General features: G+C 70.6%; 17 protein-coding genes. 6 read left to right on the plus strand and 11 right to left on the minus strand.

Translation table 11 applies throughout. From position 1 onward, the window contains the following. Nucleotides 1-362 precede the first annotated feature (362 nt). On the plus strand, nt 363-1325 hold the full coding sequence (locus QC180_RS12550) for a DUF2332 domain-containing protein (RefSeq protein WP_278262868.1): 963 nt from the start codon (nt 363-365) through the stop codon (nt 1323-1325). A 5-nt stretch (nt 1326-1330) separates the two neighbouring features. Here QC180_RS12550 and lexA read toward each other — a convergent pair whose 3' ends face one another. The 11 genes from lexA to QC180_RS12605 form a co-directional block, all read right to left on the minus strand. Further along, on the minus strand, nt 1331-1981 hold the full coding sequence (gene lexA / locus QC180_RS12555; protein WP_278262869.1) for a transcriptional repressor LexA: 651 nt from the start codon (nt 1979-1981) through the stop codon (nt 1331-1333). A gap of 87 nt (nt 1982-2068) precedes the next feature. Beyond that, nucleotides 2069-2911: a DegV family protein gene (locus QC180_RS12560; protein WP_278262870.1), complete on the minus strand. Its 843-nt coding sequence runs from the start codon at nt 2909-2911 to the stop codon at nt 2069-2071. 3 nt (nt 2912-2914) lie between these two features. Next, nucleotides 2915-3601, minus strand: coding sequence for a diglucosylglycerate octanoyltransferase (gene octT, locus QC180_RS12565; RefSeq protein ID WP_278263141.1), 687 nt, complete (start codon nt 3599-3601; stop codon nt 2915-2917). A 904-nt stretch (nt 3602-4505) separates the two neighbouring features. Further along, nucleotides 4506-5165, minus strand: a complete 660-nt coding sequence (locus QC180_RS12570) for a histidine phosphatase family protein (protein ID WP_278262871.1) — start codon at nt 5163-5165, stop codon at nt 4506-4508. Further along, a complete protein-coding gene (rsfS, locus tag QC180_RS12575; protein ID WP_278262872.1) occupies nt 5162-5578 on the minus strand; it encodes a ribosome silencing factor in 417 nt (138 codons plus the stop codon). The genes QC180_RS12570 and rsfS overlap by 4 nt, the downstream gene beginning before the upstream one ends. Before the next feature lie 46 nt (nt 5579-5624). Further along, nucleotides 5625-6266 carry a nicotinate-nucleotide adenylyltransferase gene (nadD, locus tag QC180_RS12580; protein ID WP_278262873.1) on the minus strand — a complete coding sequence of 214 codons (642 nt, stop codon included), beginning with the start codon at nt 6264-6266 and terminating at the stop codon, nt 5625-5627. Nucleotides 6267-6307: 41 nt separating this feature from the next. After that, complete coding sequence (locus QC180_RS12585; RefSeq protein WP_278262874.1) at nt 6308-7297, minus strand: tetratricopeptide repeat protein; 990 nt, start codon at nt 7295-7297, stop codon at nt 6308-6310. Nucleotides 7298-7447: 150 nt separating this feature from the next. Continuing rightward, nucleotides 7448-7783, minus strand: coding sequence for an MmcQ/YjbR family DNA-binding protein (locus QC180_RS12590; RefSeq protein ID WP_278262875.1), 336 nt, complete (start codon nt 7781-7783; stop codon nt 7448-7450). Between the two features lie 10 nt (nt 7784-7793). Further along, nucleotides 7794-9185 (minus strand): vWA domain-containing protein, encoded by a 1392-nt coding sequence (locus tag QC180_RS12595; protein ID WP_278262876.1) that lies wholly within the window; start codon nt 9183-9185, stop codon nt 7794-7796. Nucleotides 9186-9188: 3 nt separating this feature from the next. Next, the gene (locus QC180_RS12600; protein WP_278262877.1) at nt 9189-10067 is read right to left on the minus strand and encodes an AAA family ATPase; all 879 of its coding nucleotides are present in this window, start codon (nt 10065-10067) and stop codon (nt 9189-9191) included. Beyond that, nucleotides 10064-11329, minus strand: a complete 1266-nt coding sequence (locus QC180_RS12605) for a glutamate-5-semialdehyde dehydrogenase (RefSeq protein WP_278262878.1) — start codon at nt 11327-11329, stop codon at nt 10064-10066. The genes QC180_RS12600 and QC180_RS12605 overlap by 4 nt, the downstream gene beginning before the upstream one ends. Before the next feature lie 211 nt (nt 11330-11540). Here QC180_RS12605 and QC180_RS12610 point away from each other — a divergent pair, with 211 nt between their 5' ends. The 5 genes from QC180_RS12610 to QC180_RS12630 all read left to right on the plus strand — a co-directional run bounded on the left by QC180_RS12610 (nt 11541) and on the right by QC180_RS12630 (nt 17628). Further along, nucleotides 11541-12416, plus strand: a complete 876-nt coding sequence (locus QC180_RS12610; RefSeq protein WP_278262879.1) for a ribokinase — start codon at nt 11541-11543, stop codon at nt 12414-12416. Between the two features lie 176 nt (nt 12417-12592). Further along, nucleotides 12593-13804, plus strand: coding sequence for an RtcB family protein (locus QC180_RS12615; RefSeq protein WP_278262880.1), 1212 nt, complete (start codon nt 12593-12595; stop codon nt 13802-13804). A gap of 29 nt (nt 13805-13833) precedes the next feature. Continuing rightward, a complete protein-coding gene (locus QC180_RS12620) occupies nt 13834-15957 on the plus strand; it encodes a RecQ family ATP-dependent DNA helicase (protein WP_278262881.1) in 2124 nt (707 codons plus the stop codon). A 117-nt stretch (nt 15958-16074) separates the two neighbouring features. Further along, the gene (locus QC180_RS12625) at nt 16075-17175 is read left to right on the plus strand and encodes a methyltransferase (protein WP_278262882.1); all 1101 of its coding nucleotides are present in this window, start codon (nt 16075-16077) and stop codon (nt 17173-17175) included. 63 nt (nt 17176-17238) lie between these two features. Then, nucleotides 17239-17628 carry a hypothetical protein gene (locus tag QC180_RS12630; protein ID WP_278262883.1) on the plus strand — a complete coding sequence of 130 codons (390 nt, stop codon included), beginning with the start codon at nt 17239-17241 and terminating at the stop codon, nt 17626-17628. Nucleotides 17629-17684: the final 56 nt, after the last annotated feature.

Here is a 17684-nt window from a genome sequence, read left to right on the forward strand (position 1 = left end):
GCAGCCGCACCTCCTCGGATCCCACCGGTGCGACCTCGTCGTCCCAGCGCCCCTCGCCGCGGATGCCGGTGGCACTGCGGCCCGACTCGTGACCGGGCGGCGGCCCACCGGACCACCCCTGGTCCCGCACCGCCATTCCACCCAACCGCTGCCGTACCCGCTCGTGCTCTTCGTGTCGTGACATGGCTCCGACGGTATGCCCGCACGACGACGCGGCCCTGCCTCCGACCAGGGCTTTCGATCAGCCTGTGGATAACTCCGAGCCTGTGGACAACCAGGGTTTCACGCCGACGACGCGGGCTTTCGGCGCGGCCTGAACGGATACGGTGCGCGCATGACGACTCCGCAGTACGGATGGACAGATGCACCCCGCACAGAGATTCCGCGAGTTCGCGCTCCGCGAGGCACGCGGCAATTCCCCGCTCTACCACCGGCGAGCACTCGACATGGCCGCCGACCCGGAGACCTTGGCACTCATCGCCGCCTTGCCGCCGGACAAGCGGCAACCGAACCTGATCCTGGCCGCTGCCCGGGTGAACGGCGCGAATGCGGAGCGCTACAGCGAATTCCGCGAGCAGTTCCACGCGCACTGGCCCGCGATCGCGCGGACGGCACTGACGCGCCGCACGCAGACCAACGAAGCAGGGCGCGCGGCGTGCCTGCTGCCGATCCTGGCCGCACTACCGGGACCGTTGTCGCTCGTCGAGGTGGGCGCCTCGGCTGGATTGTGCCTGTATCCGGACCGTTTCAGCTATCGATACGACGGGGCGAGCCTCGATCCCGAGGAGGGCCCGTCCTCGGTGGTGCTGTCCTGCACCACCACCGGGGCGGTGCCGATCCCGACCCGGTTGCCGCGGGTCGTCCACCGGACGGGCGTGGACCTGAATCCGCTCGACGCCGCCGACGGCGGGGATCGCGACTGGCTGGCAGCCCTCGTCTGGCCGGGCCAGGAGCATCGGGCGGCTCGATTGCGGGCAGCCTGCGCGATCGCGGCGGCGGACCCGCCGAAGATCATCGTCGGCGACCTGATCGAGAAGGTCACCGAACTGGTGGCCACCGCACCGCGCGACAGCACGGTGGTCGTGTTCCACAGTGCCGTCCTCAACTACCTGTCACCGGCGGCCCGGGCGGAGTTCCGGACGACAGTGCGGGCACTGCCGTGTCACTGGATCTCCCAGGAGGGCCCCGGGGTGTTGCCCTGGCTCACCGACCAACTGCCTGGACGAGATTCGGACGACGCACAGCTGGTGGTGGCGCTCGATGAGGTGGCGCTGGCGTACGCGGGTCCGCACGGTCAGTCGCTGGGCTGGTTCGGCGTGGGGTGAGGACCTCAGATGCTGCGCATCACCGAGACGACGCGACCGAGGATCACCGCCTCGTCGCCGTCGATCACGGAGTAGGCGGGATTGCGGGGTTCGAGGTGGATGTGACCGTTGCGGCGGCGCAACACCTTGACGGTGGCCTCCTCGCCGATCATGGCGGCGACGATGTCGCCGGAATTCGCCTCCTGCTGTCTGCGGACCACCACCAGGTCGCCGTCGCAGATGGCGGCGTCGATCATCGAGTCACCGCGCACACGCAGGCCGAAAACCTCACCGCGGCCGACGAGTTCACGCGGCAGGGACAGGACGTCGTCGGCGTGCTGTTCGGCCAGGATCGGGGTGCCCGCGGCGATATCGCCGACGACGGGCACGCTCACCGAGGAGTCGGAACCCGCGCCGGGCACGGAGCGCAGGAACAGCCGGACATCGATGGGGCGGGTGAGCGAGGCGCTGCGGCGCAGGAAACCGTCCTCCTCCAAGGCTTTCAGATGCTTGGCGACGGTGGAGGTGGACCGCAGACCCACCGCGTCGGCGATCTCCCTGGCACTGGGCGGATAGCCGTGGGCGAGCACCGAATCCCTGATCACGGCGAGAATGTGTTGCCTGCGCGGCGGCAGGTTCGCGGTGTCGAGGTAGTCGAAGTCGTCGAATGCGGTCACCGGGGCATCCTAGATCCCCGGGCGATCACCCGACGGCATCGCGTGGCCGGTCCGCGACGGCGCGTCCGGATCCGGCGACGCGACGGTTCAGGAGCAGCCGCCGGGCACGACCACCACGCCGAGCGCACCGACCCCGAGGTGCACGCCGAGGGTGGGACCGAATTCGGCGACGTAGAGTTCGGCCAGCTCCGGCGCCTGCTCGCGCAGTTGCGCGGCGATGTTCTCGGCGGCGTCGGGGGCACCCAGGTGCTGGATGCCGAGGGTGGCGCCGTCACCACCGGCCGCCTCGAGGACGGCGGCGACGAGCTTGGCGTAGGCGCGCGATCGGGTGCGGACCTTCTCGCGCAGCTCGAGCTTGCCTTCCACGATTTGCAGCAGCGGTTTGGTCACCAGCTCGCTGCCGAAGAAGGCGGCCGCGCTGCTCAGCCTGCCACCCTTGCGGAGTTGTTCAGTGCGGTTGACCAGGATGAAGGTGCGGGCTCGGGTCGCGGCCGCCACCGCGCGCTCGTAGACCGCGTCCAGGGCCTCGCCCGCGCGCGCACGCCGGGCGGCGGCCAACACCGGCAGACCGGTGGCCAGGCCAGCGCCGAGCGAATCCACCAGGCGCACACGGTCTTCGGCGCCCATGTCACGCACGGCCTGCCGTCCGGACTCCCAGGTCGCCGACAACCGACGCGACAGGTGCACCGCCACCACGCCGTCACCGTCGCTGTGGGTCAGCGCGCGCTCGTACGCCGCGCGCAGCTCACCCGGCGACGCGGCCGAGGTGCTGACCGAGTCGGCGCCGTAGTCGATCTCGATCGGGTCGATGCCCTCACGGATCTCCCGTTCGCCGACGAGGACGTGCAACGGGACCACTTCGATTCCGAGTTCGGCGACGACGTCGGCGGACAGACCGGCCGCCGAATCGGTGACCACGACAACGGTCACGGACTACCGGACCTCCTGCAGCGCCTTGGTCATCGCCGTCGCCACGGCCGTGTGGCCCGCCCAGCCCCAGTGGATGCCGTCCGGGTTCGCCGAGCCCGACTCGATGTCCTCGCGCACCGCTTCGCCGAGGTCGACCAGCGGCACCGAGGTACGGCCCGACCAGGCCCGCAGTGCCTTGACGGCCTTGGCTCGGCCACGGTGCACGCGTCCGTATGCCTCGCACTTGTGCACCGACGGCAGCACCGCGACCACGGGCAGTTCCGGACGCAGGTGCGTGAGCGCCTCGCGCGACTGCTCCAGGTAGTCGACGCTCACCCGCGGCGGCAGGGCCACCGGGCGGCCGAGCTTCGACAGCTTGGGCTGGAGCCAGTTGTAGGTGGAGCGCACCCCGCGCCGCAGCCGCGGCGGCCGGATGTAGCGGATCAGTTCGCGCAGCGCGGTCGGCAACGGCGAGGGCAGCGTGTCCATGCCACCGACGGCGAACACGACCGCGCCCGCGCGCGGCACCGCCGCCCACACCCTGGGGTCACCGATGAGCGCCCAGTAGGCGTCTCGGCAGGTCCAGCCGATCCGCGCGATCAACTCGACATCCCAGTCCAGTTCGGCCGCGACCAGATTCGGCCAGATCCTCGGATCGTCGGCGGGAAGACCGCCCTTGGGACCGTAGTAGGCCAGCGAGTCGGCGATCACCAGCAGCACCGGACGCGGGGACGCCTCGGCGACAGGCAGTGCGGCGGGCGCGGATTCGACCAGCACGCCGTCCGTGTCCTGGGGCGCACTCGGTTCAGGCTGCGGTACAGCCGATTCCGTCGCTCCGTCGACAGCGGCTGCCGGGGCGACGACCAGATTCTCGACGACGCCGACTTGCGCTGCGGCGGATTCACCCGCCTCGGTGACGTTCTCGCTTGCCGCGTCCTCGGACGATGCCGTTTCCGTAGCGGCGATCTCGGGACCATCCGCTCGCGCGGCCGCGGCGACGTCACCGGTCTCGGACTCGACCACCGCGACCTCGGATCCATCCGCCGCGACCTCGGCAGCGGCGGCAATACCGTCTCCGGCATCGTCGAGCACGTCGACGGAAACCACCTCGGCAGCGACGTCGGAAGTCTCGGGAGCGGACGGCTCGAGCTCGGTCCCGCCCTGCCCGATCCCCGACGCCGTCGAGTCGGCTTCCGAAGTCTCGGACGTCGCAACGGATTCCGAGACGGTCTGCTCGACGGTGTCCACGAGATCGTCCGTGGACTCCGCTGCGACGGAATCGATTCCGTCGGCCGATCCAGGAGTGTCGTCACCCGACTCGACGATCGCCGCGTCGGAAGCCCCTGCGCCGGTGGCGGAATCCGCCGCCTCGTCCTGTTCGGGTTCGGCCGGGACCGGGGCGGGCATCGGACCGAACAGCGCGTCGGGCAGCGAACGTACCGTCCGCGCGGTGACCTGTTTGAAGAGTTCGTCCGGTACCGAACGAATCGGCTCCTCACGCTCGGCGCGTGGGGTGCGAGCGGGTGCCGGGCCGAACAGCGCGTCCGGCAATTGCCGTCCGGGCTTGGCCGTCACCTGCTGGAACAGTTCGTCCGGTACCGATCGGACGGGCTCTTCAGAGGACATCGGGAGCTACCTTCGCCGCTGCGTTCCAAACATCGAGTCGCCAGCCGGGTCGGTCGATGTCAGGGCCGTGGCTGGACAGCTGCACCCAGCTCGTATTGGCCAGCCCGCCCAGAGCGGGCCAGCTGCCGGGCGGCAGTTCCAGCAGCGCGGCCGTGAGGGCAGCGATCAGCCCGCCGTGCGCAACCAGGATGATAGTCCGACCGGGCCAATCCTGCCGCTCGTTGTACAGTTCGCGCACCACGGGCAACGCCCGCGCGCCGACCTCGAGTTTGCTCTCCCCGCCGGGCGGTGTGTAGGTGGCGTCGAGGCGCCACCGCACGCGCGCGCCGGGGTAGTCGGCGTCGACCTCGAGATGGGTCAGCCCCTCCCAGTCACCCAGGTTGGTCTCGCGCAGCCGCTGGTCGAGGACCACCGGCAGGTCACTGAGGTCACCGAGGGCCTGGGCGGTGTCCTTGGCGCGACGCAGATCGGAGGCGTGGATCGCGATGGCATTGCGCGAAACCAGTTCGCGGGCGGCCTCTTTGGCCTGCTGCCTGCCGAGCTCGGTGAGATCGGTGTCGATCTGGCCCTGCATCCGGTCGGCGGCGTTCCATTCGGTCTGCCCGTGCCGCAGCAGGATCAGCGTGCGCACATGGGCGTACTTGCTCACTCGGTGTTTCCCTCTACCTGTGCGTCGTCGTCGGCCGCCGGGGTGGCGGGGGTTTCGATGCCGTCCACCGGCACCGCCGGGCAGTCACGCCAGAGGCGTTCCAGCGCATAGAAATTGCGCTCGTCGTTGTGCTGGATGTGCACCACGATGTCGACGTAGTCCAGCAGCGCCCAGCGGCCCTCGCGGGTACCCTCGCGACGGACCGGCTTGTGCCCGGCCTCGCGCAGCTTCTCCTCGACATTGTCGACGATCGCGTTGACCTGGCGCTCGTTGGGCGCCGACGCGATCACGAAGCAGTCGGTGATCACCAACTGCTCGGAGACGTCGAGCACGACGACATCGGTGGCGAGCTTGTCGTCGGCCGCCAGCGCGGCGACCTTGGCCATCTCGATCGATTCGGCGGAAGCGCTCATGCCCGCTCCCCCTGACAGACCACAACCACGCTCGTCTCGCTCAACGTCAGCTACCTTCCGTTCCTGCGGGCCCATACAGGTGCCGCTTCGATATGTACTGCACCACGCCGTCGGGGACGAGGTACCAGACCGGCCGACCCTCCGCGGCGCGGCGGCGGCATTCGCTCGACGAGATGGCCAGCGCGGGGACCTCGATCATCGTGACGGCGTCGGCGGGAAGGTCCCGCAGATGCTCCTCGAGATGGTCGGTGTTCAGCTCGTACCCCGGACGGCTCACCCCGACGAACTTCGCCAGTTCGAACAGTTCGGTCCAATCCTGCCATGTCAGGATGTTGGCCAGCGCGTCCGCACCGGTGATGAAGTACAGCTCGTCGTCGGGATGCGCGCTCTGCATCTCCCGCAGGGTGTCGACGGTGTAGGTGACCTTGTTGCGTTCGATGTCGGCCCGGCTGACCGAGAACCGCGGGTTGGACGCGGTGGCGATGACGGTCATCAGATAGCGGTCCTCGGCGGGGCTGACCTGCTTGTTCGCCTTCTGCCACGGCTGTCCGGTGGGGACGAAGATCACCTCGTCGAGCTCGAACCGGTTCGCGACCTCGCTCGCCGCGACCAGGTGGCCGTGGTGGATCGGGTCGAAGGTGCCGCCCATGACGCCGAGCTTGCGGCGCGGCCGAGCTGTTTCGTGCATGAGGTCCGAGCTTAACGGAGTGCTCGGCCGCCGCGCGCCGGTCATCCCAGGCCCGACGCCTGGGCGCACATCTGGGCGAACTGGGCGCGGGTGCGGTCGAGTTCTTCGGCGACGTGGGCGGCCGGGTTCTCGGCGACCAGGCGACCGAGTTCGGCCAGCAGGACGTCGATGGTGACCCACCACGGCCCGCGGACGTATCCGTGCGGGCCGCGCAGTTGCAGCCAGGCGGCCGCGCGCAGGCATCGGGCGCGCGGCACGATGCGGCCCTGCTCGCCCCACAGACCGGCGGCGCGCAGGTAGAGGCCCAGCGCCAGCGACTCCTGCCCGCAGCATTCGCGGGCCACCGCCGCCAACCACACCAGGTCGGCGTGGCGATGCCGGTCGGCGGGTGCGCCGGAGAGCAGGCGCGCGGCCTCGGTGAACTGCCAGGCGGCCTGGCGGTAGCGCCGCAGCCGGATCAGGGACTCGGCGAACTCGGCGCGCGCGAGGGAGAGTTCGCCGGGTGGATAGTGCGGCGGGCCGCCGAGCAAGGCACGGTCGAACGCGGTGACCGCCTCCCCGTGTCTGCCCGCCCGATGCCAGGCCCGTCCGGCGACCAGCCACAGATGTGCCGCGTCGGCCCCGGAGATCGGCTGCCAGCTCGCCGCCGCGGCGGCCGCGGCCCGAGCCACCTCACGATCGCGATCGGGCTGGGCCGCCAGCGCGGTGACCAGCTGGGTACGCAACTGCGCCAGCTCACGCCCGGCCAGCTCACCCGCGCCGACCACCAGCGCACGCCGCAACTGCTCCTCGGCCGCCGCGGGCGCGTCGACGAGCCGCGCCGCCGCCACCACGGCCAGCCTGCGCGCCGCCCGCAGCCCCGCACCGGGCTCCAGCGCGGGCGCGAACCCCGGCACCATCCCCGGTGTGGGTCCGGGGAGACTTCGGTCGACCACGACGAGCGCACCGGGTCCCGCGGGGGCGAGGGGGTGTTCGGGCTGTGTGTCGCGGGCTGGTTCGGCGGCGCTGTTCTCGACGTGCGGATCGGTCACCGGGTGGACCGCACCCGCGACACCGCTAGGTCACCCGTGTTGTCCGATCCGCGTCGATCGGCTCGCTCGTCGTCGCGCGACGCCCCTGCCAGCATGTGCGCGATCCTGGTACCGGGACCATGCAAGTGGCTTAACGTCCGCTGAAACTTCTCATGTCTTCGGGCGCTTGGCCTTCGGGAGTTTCGCGACGACCGCGTCGTAGGAGGCGTCGATCAGTTCGCGGAGTTCGTCGTCGGGGACGGCGCCGCCCAGCCGGATGCTGTTCCAGCCGTAGCGGCCGATGTAGGCCGAGGCGCTGACATCGTCGGGGTAGACGTGTACCAGTTCGTCGGCTTCGGCCCGGTCACGGCCACATTTGAGGCCGATCGCGGTGCCCGCGCCGAGGAAGGCGAAGATCTTGTCGCCGACCTTGGCGACGACATCGCCTTCCCACGGTTCGTCTTCCCACGCACCGGGTTTGGCCAGGCAGTAGGTCAGCGGATCCACCACAGCTCCTTCACACGGGTAGTAGTCGGGAAACCACCTCGGTCAGCTGCCGGGCGGAGCGGCATTCGTGCATCTCTATCACCGTGGCGTACTCCCGGGCGGCCGAATCACCGGTGCCCCACAGGTTTTTCGGTTCCGGATTGAGCCAGTGCGCGTGCCGGGCGGTCCCGGCCAGTTCACGCAGGACGTCCAGGCGCGGATTGCGGTAGTTGGTGCGGCCGTCGCCGAGGACGAGCAGCGAGCTGCGGCTGGTGACGGCGTCGGCGAAGTTGTCGGCGAAACTGGTCAGCGCCTGGCCGTAGTCGGAGTGCCCGTCGGCGTCGATGATGCGCGACTCGGTGAAGATCCGGATGAGTACGTCGTCGAGCCCGGCGTGCGGGTCGAAGTAGCTGGTGACCTCGTCGGTGCGGTCGACGAAGGCGAAGATCCGCACCCGGGAGAACTGCTCGCGCAGGGCGCTCACCAGCAGCAGGGTGAAGTTGCTGAATCCGGCCACCGAGCCCGAGATGTCGCACAGCAGCACCAGTTCCGGGCGGCCGGGGCGGGGTTTGCGGTTCACCAGATCGATCGGGACGCCGCCGGTGGACATCGACGCGCGCAGGGTCTTGCGCAGATCGATCTCGCCGCGTCGGGAGTGCTTGCGCCGCACCGCGAGCCGGGAGGCCAGGATGCGCGCCAGGCGCTGGGTGCCGCGTTTCAGCTCGGTGAGTTCGCGTTCGGAGGCGCGCAGGAAATCGGCGTCCTCGGCCTGGCGGGTGACGCCGTAGGTGGCGACCCGGTCGCGGCCGATCTGCTCGGCCACGCGCCGGTTGGTCTCGGACTGCACGCTCGCCCGGAACCTGTCGATGCGTTCCCTGGCGACGCGGCGGGCCACCTCGGTGTCGCGGGCGCTGGCATCCGGCGGGAGCGCGAGTCCGGCGAGCACGCGCGACAGCAAGGTCTGCGGGGCCAGGTCTTTCATCGCCTGATACGCCGAGAACGACGGGCCGCGCGCCGACTGGTACTGCCCGAGCTGCTCGACCACCTGTCCGGCCAGCTGCTCGAGCTGGGCGCCGCCGTTCTCCTCGGCCAGCAGTTCGGCGAGCCGTTCACGCAGCGCGGGCAGGTCGACCTGGCCCTCGGCGGTGCGCGGGAGGTCGGGGGTTTCCGCGCCGCGGTGGCCGACGGCGACCGGGAACCACAGGTCGAACAGGTCGTCGAAGGTGGCGCGGTGGGTGGGTCGGCGCAGCACCGCGCAGGCCAGGCCCTCGCGCACGGCCTCGCGATCGAGCAGGTCGAGCACGGTGAGCACCCGGCCCGCGTCGATGGTCTCCGACGGACCGACGGGCACGCCGCGAGCGCGCAGCGCCGCGACGAAACCGGCGACGTGACCACCGAGTCCGTGCGGCGCTGGCGCTGTCACGGCTCAGGCCAGCTTCAGCTCGGCCAGCGCGCGCTGGTGGTCGCTGCGGTGCTTGAGGACCACCCCGAGGGTGGCGCGCACGGTGGCGTCGTCGAGGTCCTCGGCGCCCAGTGCCAGCAGCGTGTTGCCCCAGTCGATGGATTCGGCGACCGAGGGCAGCTTCTTGAGCTGCATCCCGCGCAGCACGTGCACGATCCGCACCAGCTGCTCGGCGACGGTCGTGGACAGCTCGGGCACCCGGCTGGCCAGGATGCGCCGTTCCAGTTCCTCGTCGGGGAAGTCCAGGTGCAGGTACAGGCAGCGCCGCTTGAGCGCCTCGGACAGCTCGCGGGTGGCGTTGGAGGTGAGCACCACGAAGGGCTTGCGGGTGGCGGTGATGGTGCCCAGTTCCGGCACGGTCACCGCGAAATCGCTGAGCACCTCCAGCAGCAGGCCCTCGATCTCGACATCGGCCTTGTCGGTCTCGTCGATGAGCAGCACGGTGGGCTCGGTACGGCGGATCGCGGTGAGCAGCGGACGCGAGAGCAGGAACTCCTCGGTGAAGACGTCGGCCTTGGTCTCGGCCCAGTCGTTCTCACTCGACGCCTGGATCCGCAGGATCTGCTTGGCGTGGTTCCACTCGTAGAGCGCGCGGGCCTCGTCGACACCCTCGTAGCACTGCAACCGCACCAGTTCGGCCCCGGCGACCTGGGCCACCGCGCGCGACAGCTCGGTCTTGCCGACACCGGCCGGACCCTCGATGAGCAGCGGTTTGCCCAGCCGGTCGGCCAGGAAGACCGAGGTGGCGGTGGCCTTGTCGGCCAGGTAACCGGTGGCGGCGAGCCGCTCGACGACTTCCTCGACCGACGCGAAGATCGGTTCCTCTACCAGTGCCACGATCACACCGGCCGAGTCTGGCCGTCGCCCCACACGATCCACTTGGTGGAGGTGAGTTCGGGCAGGGCCATCGGGCCGCGGGCGTGCAGCTTCTGGGTGGAGATGCCGATCTCGGCGCCGAAGCCGAACTGCTCGCCGTCGGTGAACGCGGTGGAGGCGTTGACCATGACCGCGGCGGCGTCGACGCGGGCGGTGAACTCGCGCGCGGCGGCCAGGTCGGCGGTGACGATGGCCTCGGTGTGGCCGGTGCCCCAGGTGTTGATGTGGTCCACCGCGGCGTCGAGGGAGTCGACGACCTTCAGGGCGATGTCGAGGGTGAGGTACTCCTCGCCCCAGTCGGCGTCGGTGGCGGGGACCTGGCCGGGCAGGTCGCCGTGGATGGTGACGCCCGCGGCCTCGAGGGCCTTGCTCAGGCGCGGGAGGGCGGTCTCGGCGACGGCGGCGTCGATGAGCACCGTCTCGGCGGCGTTGCACACGCTGGGACGGCGGGTCTTGGCATTGAGCAGGATCGCCTCGGCCATGTCCAGATCGGCGGCGGCGTGCACGTAGACGTGGCAGTTGCCGGTGCCGGTCTCGATGGTGGGCACCTGCGCGTCGCGCACGACCGCGTTGATCAAGCCAGCGCCGCCGCGCGGGATCACCACGTCGACCAGGCCGCGGGCCTGGATCAGGTGGGTGACGCTCGACCTGTCGTGGCTGGGCAGCAGTTGCACCGCGTCGGCCGGGATGCCCTGGGCGACAAGCGCTTCGCGCAGCACCTCGACCAGCGTGGCATTGGACTGCGCCGCCGAGGACGAGCCGCGCAGCAGCGCCGCGTTGCCGGACTTGAGCGCGAGACCGAAGGCGTCGACGGTGACGTTGGGGCGGGCCTCGTAGACCATGCCGACCACACCGAGCGGCACCCGCGTCTGGCGGATCTCCAGGCCGTTGGGCAGCGTGGAACCGCGCACGATCACGCCCACCGGGTCGGGCAGTCCGGCGACCTGACGCAGCCCGGAGGCGATGCCGTCGATGCGGGCCTCGGTCAGGCGCAGCCGGTCGAGCAGGTTCTCCTCGGTGCCTGCGGCCTGGGCGGTCGCGATGTCCTGCGCGTTGGCCGCGAGCACGCGATCGGCGGCGGCGAGCAGCGCGTCGGCCGCCGCGTGCAATGCGTCGTTCTTCTGTGCCGTGGTCAGCTGGGCCAGCACCCGGGACGCGACGCGAGCCCTGCGGGCGGCGTCGTGCACCGCTGCGCGGATGTCGAGCTCGGGGGTCACTTCTACCGTCATGGGTATCAGCCTACGCAGTGCGGCTCGTCGACTCGACGCGACCCGGACGCCGTAAAGCGGCCCCGACCGGCGCCGGGGCCGAGTTATCCACAGGCTCGAAGCGCCCGCTGGACGTCGTCGACCCGATGTGCCACCGCGCTCCGCCGACACCGCCGTCCTCGGCTTCGCCACAGCACCGCGAGACCGGCCCGCACACCGCTAGGTTGGCCTCATGGACAGCTCCGCCGGACCCGATGTCGTCGTCCTCGGCAGCATCAATATGGACCTGGTGACCAGCACGCGGCGCCGACCCGCACCCGGTGAGACCGTGCTCGGTACCGGGTTCGCGACGGTGCCCGGCGGCAAGGGTGCCAATCAGGCGGTCGCCGCCGCCCGCTCGGGGGCGCGGGTGCGGTTCCTCGGCGCGCTCGGCGACGACGCGTTCGGCGACGAACTGCGGTCCACGTTGGACGAGGCGGGTGTCGATACGACCCTGGTACGGCGGGTCGAGGGCCCCAGCGGGGTCGCCTCGATCGTGGTGGACGGGTCCGGCGAGAACAGCATCATCGTCGTCGCGGGCGCGAACGGACACGTGACCGACCTGTCCGAGGACGAACTCGCCGCCATCGCCGCGGCCGACCTCCTGCTGTGCCAGCTCGAGATCCCCCTCGACACCGTCGTCGCCGCCGCCCGCCACGCGTGCGCCGCAGGCACCCTCGTGGTGCTCAATCCGTCACCGGTCGCCCCGCTGCCCGCCGAACTCTGGGCCGACGTGGACGTCGCGATCGTGAATTCCCTGGAATACGAGCAGTATTCCGCCGATCTCGCCCGCGTCCCGCACGTGGTGCGCACCCTCGGCGCGGAGGGCGCGACCTATCGCGGCGCGGACGGCGGGGAGATGGCGGTGCGGGGCATGGCCGTCGACGCGGTCGACACCACCGGCGCGGGCGACGCGTTCACCGGCGCACTCGCCGCCACCTGGACCAGCGGACCACGGGCCGCGTTGACCTGGGCCAATACCGCGGGCGCGCTGGCGACCACCGTACTCGGCGCCAGCGCGTCGATCCCCGACCGCACCCGGATCGCCGCCGCGCTGCCGACGGACTGACCGACACGGACCACACCGATCGTGCGCGACTCGGAGGAAACCCCGCCAACGACACCGAAATACCCTCTCCCACAACCGAATCAGGGAACGAGCAGCCGCGCACACGGAGTAATTCGGATGCGGACGGAGTCGCTGTGCGCCTACCGTCGTCGGTACATCAAGGAGAGGACCGAACCATGTTTCCCGTCGAGCTGCGCGGTACCAAGGCGCAGACACTCATGTGGGCCGACGAGCACGAGATCGAGCAGGCCGCGCTGCGCCAGCTCCGCAATATCGCGGATCTGGAATGGGTGCACGGGCTGCGCGTGATGCCCGATGTGCACCTGGGTAAAGGCGCGACGGTGGGCTCGGTCATCGCCATGCGGGACGCGGTCGCACCCGCCGCGGTCGGTGTGGACATCGGGTGCGGCATGGAGAGCGTGAAGACCGACCTCACCGCCGCCGATCTGCCCGATGACCTGCGGTCGCTGCGGTCGCGGATCGAGCGGGCGGTACCCGTCGGGTTCAACGCGCACAAGAACGCCGTGAACGTCACCGCGCTGCACGCCGCTTCGCACGGGCAGTCGGCGCGGACCAAGGGCTGGGAGCAGTTCTGGCGGGCCTTCCGCGATCTGCATTCCGGGGTGTCGTCGCTGGAGTCCAAGGCGCACAAGCAGATCGGGTCGCTCGGTGGCGGCAACCACTTCATCGAGGTGTGTCTCGACCAGGACGACGCGGTGTGGATCCTGCTGCACTCCGGATCGCGCAATATCGGTAAGGAACTCGCCGAGCGACACATGGCCATCGCGCGGGCGCTGCCGCACAACCAGTCGCTGCCGGATCGCGATCTGGCCGTCTTCCTGGCGGGGACGCCGGAGATGGCGGCGTACCGACGCGACCTGACCTGGGCGCAGGAGTACGCGGCGCGCAACCGCGCGGTGATGCTGTCGCTGGTGTGCCGGGCGGTGCGCGAGGAGTTCGGCGCGCGGACGGTGGGCTTCGACGAGCCGATCAGCTGCCACCACAACTACGTGGCCGAGGAGATCATCGACGGCGTGCCGATGCTGGTGACCCGCAAGGGTGCCGTGCGGGCGGGCGCGGGTGATCTGGCGCTGATCCCGGGGTCGATGGGCACCCGGTCCTACGTGGTCCGGGGCAAGGGCAATCCGGCCTCGTTCCAGTCGGCCTCGCACGGTGCGGGTCGTCGACTGAGCCGGACCGCCGCGAAGAAGCAGTTCACCGTCGCTGATCTGGTGGCCCAGACCGAGGGCGTGGAGTCGCGCAAGGACGCGGGCGTGGTCGACGAGATCCCGGCCGCGTACAAGGACATCGACCAGGTGATCGCCGCGCAGGCCGACCTGGTGGACGTGGTGGCGACGCTGCGGCAGGTGCTCTGCGTCAAGGGTTAGCTGTCGGTGGGGTCGGGCAGTATGGGGGCATGACCTCAGCGGCTGGCAGTGACGTGCTCGACCTGATGGCTCCTGACCTGCGGGAACGGGCCGAGGAACTGGTGCGCGAACTGGCCGGTCCGCAGGCCCGGCTGCGCGAGGACCAGTGGACCGCCATCGAGGCGCTGGTGGTGCACCGGCGGCGGGCCCTGGTCGTGCAGCGCACGGGCTGGGGCAAGTCGGCGGTGTACTTCATCGCCGCCAAGCTGCTGCGCGGCGCCGGGCGCGGGCCGACGGTGATCGTGTCGCCGTTGCTCGCGCTCATGCGCAACCAGGTGGCCGCCGCCGAACGGGCGGGGGTGGTGGCAGCCACCATCAACTCGGGCAATGTCACCGAGTGGGACGAGATCCATCAGCGGGTGGCCGACGGCACCGTCGACGTGCTGCTGGTGAGTCCGGAGCGGCTGAACAATCCGGACTTCCGCGACCAGGTGCTGCCCCGGCTGGCCGCCGACGCGGGACTCGTGGTGATCGACGAGGCGCACTGTGTCTCGGACTGGGGACACGATTTCCGACCGGACTACCGGCGCATCCGCACGCTCATCGCCGATCTGGGTTCGGATGTGCCGGTGCTGGCGACCACCGCCACCGCCAACGACCGGGTGGTGACCGATGTGGCCGGGCAGATCGGCACCGAGACCCTGGTGCTGCGCGGCACCCTGGACCGCGAGTCGCTGCACCTGTCGGTGGTGCGATTCGACGACGCGGTCCAGCGCACGGCGTGGCTCAGCGAGCAGCTGCACCGGCTACCGGGCTCGGGGATCATCTACTGCCTGACCGTCGCCGCCGCGCACGATCTGGCCGACGTGCTGAACTCGCACGGCCACACCGTGGCCGCCTACACCGGCCAGACCGACCCGGCCGAACGCGAAGTGCTCGAGGCCGCGCTGTTGAACAACGAGGTCAAGGCCCTGATCGCCACCTCGGCGCTGGGCATGGGCTTCGACAAACCCGATCTCGGGTTCGTGGTGCACGTGGGCGCGCCGTCCTCGCCGATCGCGTACTACCAGCAGGTGGGTCGCGCCGGGCGTGGCACCGAGCAGGCCGAGGTGGTGCTGCTGCCCGGCCCGGAGGACGCGCGGATCTGGAGCTACTTCGCCTCGGTCGCCTTTCCCCGCGAACACATCGTGCGCGCGGTGCTCGCCGCGCTGGACCTGGATCGACCGCTGTCGACAGTGGCGCTGGAGCCGCTGGTGGAGCTCAATCGCTCCCGACTGGAGATGGTGCTCAAGGTGCTCGACGTGGACGGGGCGGTGCGCCGGGTGCGCGGTGGCTGGCTGTCCACCGGCCAGGACTGGACCTACGACACCGAACGCTACGAACGGCTCGCCGCCGCCCGCGACAGCGAACAGCAGGCCATGATCGACTACCAGTCGACCACGACCTGCCGGATGACCTTCCTGCGCCGCCAACTCGACGACCCCGGCCTGGCCGCCCTCGACGCCACCACCCCCGGCTGCGGGCGCTGCGACAACTGCACCGGCACCACGGCCGACACCACCGTCGACGAGGCCGCCGTCGCCGCCACTCGGGCCCGCCTGGACCGTCCCGGCCTCGACCTCGCCCCGCGCAAGCAGTGGCCCACCGGTATGGCGAAGCTGGGCGTTCCGCTCTCGGGGAAGATCACCAGCGGCGCCGAGACCGGGCGGGTGCTGGGCAGGCTCACCGATCTCGGCTGGGGCAGGCGTCTACGCGCGCTGCTCGACGAGCCCGACGCGCCGGTGCCCGACGCGGTCTTCGACGCCTGTATCGCGGTCCTGCGCGACTGGACCTGGGACACCCGGCCCACCTCGGTCCTCGCCCTGGAGTCACCACGCCATCCTCAACTCACCGCGAGTCTGGCGGCGCGGCTGGCGCGGGTCGGCAAGCTCGACGACCTCGGCACCCTGCGCGTGCGTCCGGATCGGCCGCCGGTCTCGGCGGCGAATTCGGCGCACCGGGTGGCCGGGTTGTTCGACTACTGGGAGGTCCCCGATCTGTCCGGGGTCGCGGGGCCGATCCTGCTGGTCGACACGCTCACCGACACCGGCTGGACGATGACGGTGGCCGCGCACGCCCTGCGTACCAGCGGCGCCGACGCGGTCCTGCCGTTCGCGCTGGCCACCCCCACCTGACCGACCGGTCCGCGCGGGGCCGGTCACCCAGTCCGCGCGTGGGGGCTGCCCAGAACACTCGCGATCCCGTACCCTCGAGTCCATACGCGCAGGTCAACCGGCCGATACGGAGTCCTCATGGCGTCCACAGCACCGCAGAAGCTCCCCCCGCTCCCCGTGCTCCGCGCGATCGATCGCGTCCGTGCCGCGCTCGGGAGCCTGTACCGGAATCTGGTTCCGGGCCACATCGCCCTGCTGGAATTACAGATCGCCGGATTCCTCTCCCAGGCCATCAGCACGGCCGCCGAACTCGGGATCGCCGACGAACTGGCCGGGGGTCCGCGCACGGCGGCGCAGCTGGCGCGCGCGGTCGAGGCCGACGAGGAGGGGCTGCGCAGGCTGATGCGCCTGCTGGTGAGCTACAACGTGTTCGCGCAACGCCGCGACGGCTCCTACACGCTGACCCGGATGGGTGACACGCTGCGCAGCGATGCCCCGGTGACCCTGCGCGACGTGTCGAAGTTCTTCGGTTCCAAGTTCCACCGCAACCACTGGTCGCATCTCACCGACGCGGTCCGCACCGGCGAGTCCGTGGGCCCGGCCATCGACGGGTCTAGCTTCTTCGACTACACGGCCGACCACCCCGAGGTCGGCGAACTGTTCGACCGGGCGATGACCAGCATCGGCACCCTGTCCACCGAACCGCTGCTCGCGGCCTACGATTTCGGCCGGTTCGACACGCTGGTCGACGTCGGCGGCGGGCAGGGCGGCCTGCTCACCGAGATCCTCGGCCGGTACCCGGCGGCGCGCGGGGTCGTGTTCGACCTGCCGAACGTGGTCGACGACCTGACCGCCGAACTCGCGACAGCCGGGCTCACCGAGCGATGCGCGGTGGAGGCCGGGTCGTTCTTCGAGAAGGTGCCCGACGGCGGCGACGCCTACCTGCTCAAACACATCCTGCACGACTGGTCCGACGAGCGCGCCGAGGAGATCTTGCGCACCATCCGGCTCGCGATGAACCGGTCGACCACGCTGCTGGTGATCGAACTGGTGCTGCCCGAGGACGACCGTCCGCACCCCGGCAAGTTCATCGATCTGGAGATGCTGGTGAACACCGACGGCGGCCACGAACGCACCGAGACACAGTTTCGCGAGCTGCTGGCGCGCAGCGGCTTCACCCTCACCCGGACCGTCCACACCGCCGCGCCGGACTGCGTGCTGGAGGCCCTCGCCCGCTGAGTCCGGCTCGACACGCCGCCGCCGATTATGTGTGGCACCCGCCACCAGTGCTTCAATGCGGCTATGACCAGGACCACATTCGCTCGATCCCTGATGGCCGTCGCCGCGGGCTGTGCGGCCGGATTCACCCTTTTCACCGCCCCCGCCCAGGCGACCAACGAGAACCCGCTCGACTGCGCGGGGGTGCCCGGCGCCCAGGCCGCGGCCGACCGGGAGAGCGCCGCGCGCGGCATCGCGATCACGCCGCTGTGCTTCAGCGGCGGCCTCTACAGCGGCATCCACGCCGGGATCCCGCTGGCGGTACTCAACCCGCTGACCATGCCCGGCACCGCCAGCGTATGCGTCGACGAGCGCGGAACCGTCGAGGCGGCCGCCAGGTTCGAGTGGACCGACCGGGTGCACGTGATGCCGATGTGCATCCAGAACCGCGCGTTCGGCGTCTACGAGCTCTAGCTCCGCCGATCGCCTTCCCACCGCGCCGCTGCTCCCCTGCGAGATCCGCGGCGCGG

This window comes from Nocardia anocheti, assembly GCF_029675105.1.
GTDB lineage: Bacteria > Actinomycetota > Actinomycetes > Mycobacteriales > Mycobacteriaceae > Nocardia.

Bases quoted from the DNA above. Each gene is read 5' to 3' on its own strand.
- QC180_RS12550 (WP_278262868.1), top strand. From the start codon at position 363: ATGCACCCCGCACAGAGATTCCGCGAGTTCGCGCTCCGCGAGGCACGC.
- rsfS (WP_278262872.1), bottom strand. From the start codon at position 5,578: ATGAGCGCTTCCGCCGAATCGATCGAGATGGCCAAGGTCGCCGCGCTG.
- nadD (WP_278262873.1), bottom strand. From the start codon at position 6,266: ATGCACGAAACAGCTCGGCCGCGCCGCAAGCTCGGCGTCATGGGCGGC.
- QC180_RS12605 (WP_278262878.1), bottom strand. From the start codon at position 11,329: ATGACGGTAGAAGTGACCCCCGAGCTCGACATCCGCGCAGCGGTGCAC.
- QC180_RS12610 (WP_278262879.1), top strand. From the start codon at position 11,541: ATGGACAGCTCCGCCGGACCCGATGTCGTCGTCCTCGGCAGCATCAAT.
- QC180_RS12615 (WP_278262880.1), top strand. From the start codon at position 12,593: ATGTTTCCCGTCGAGCTGCGCGGTACCAAGGCGCAGACACTCATGTGG.
- QC180_RS12620 (WP_278262881.1), top strand. From the start codon at position 13,834: ATGACCTCAGCGGCTGGCAGTGACGTGCTCGACCTGATGGCTCCTGAC.
- QC180_RS12625 (WP_278262882.1), top strand. From the start codon at position 16,075: ATGGCGTCCACAGCACCGCAGAAGCTCCCCCCGCTCCCCGTGCTCCGC.
- QC180_RS12630 (WP_278262883.1), top strand. From the start codon at position 17,239: ATGACCAGGACCACATTCGCTCGATCCCTGATGGCCGTCGCCGCGGGC.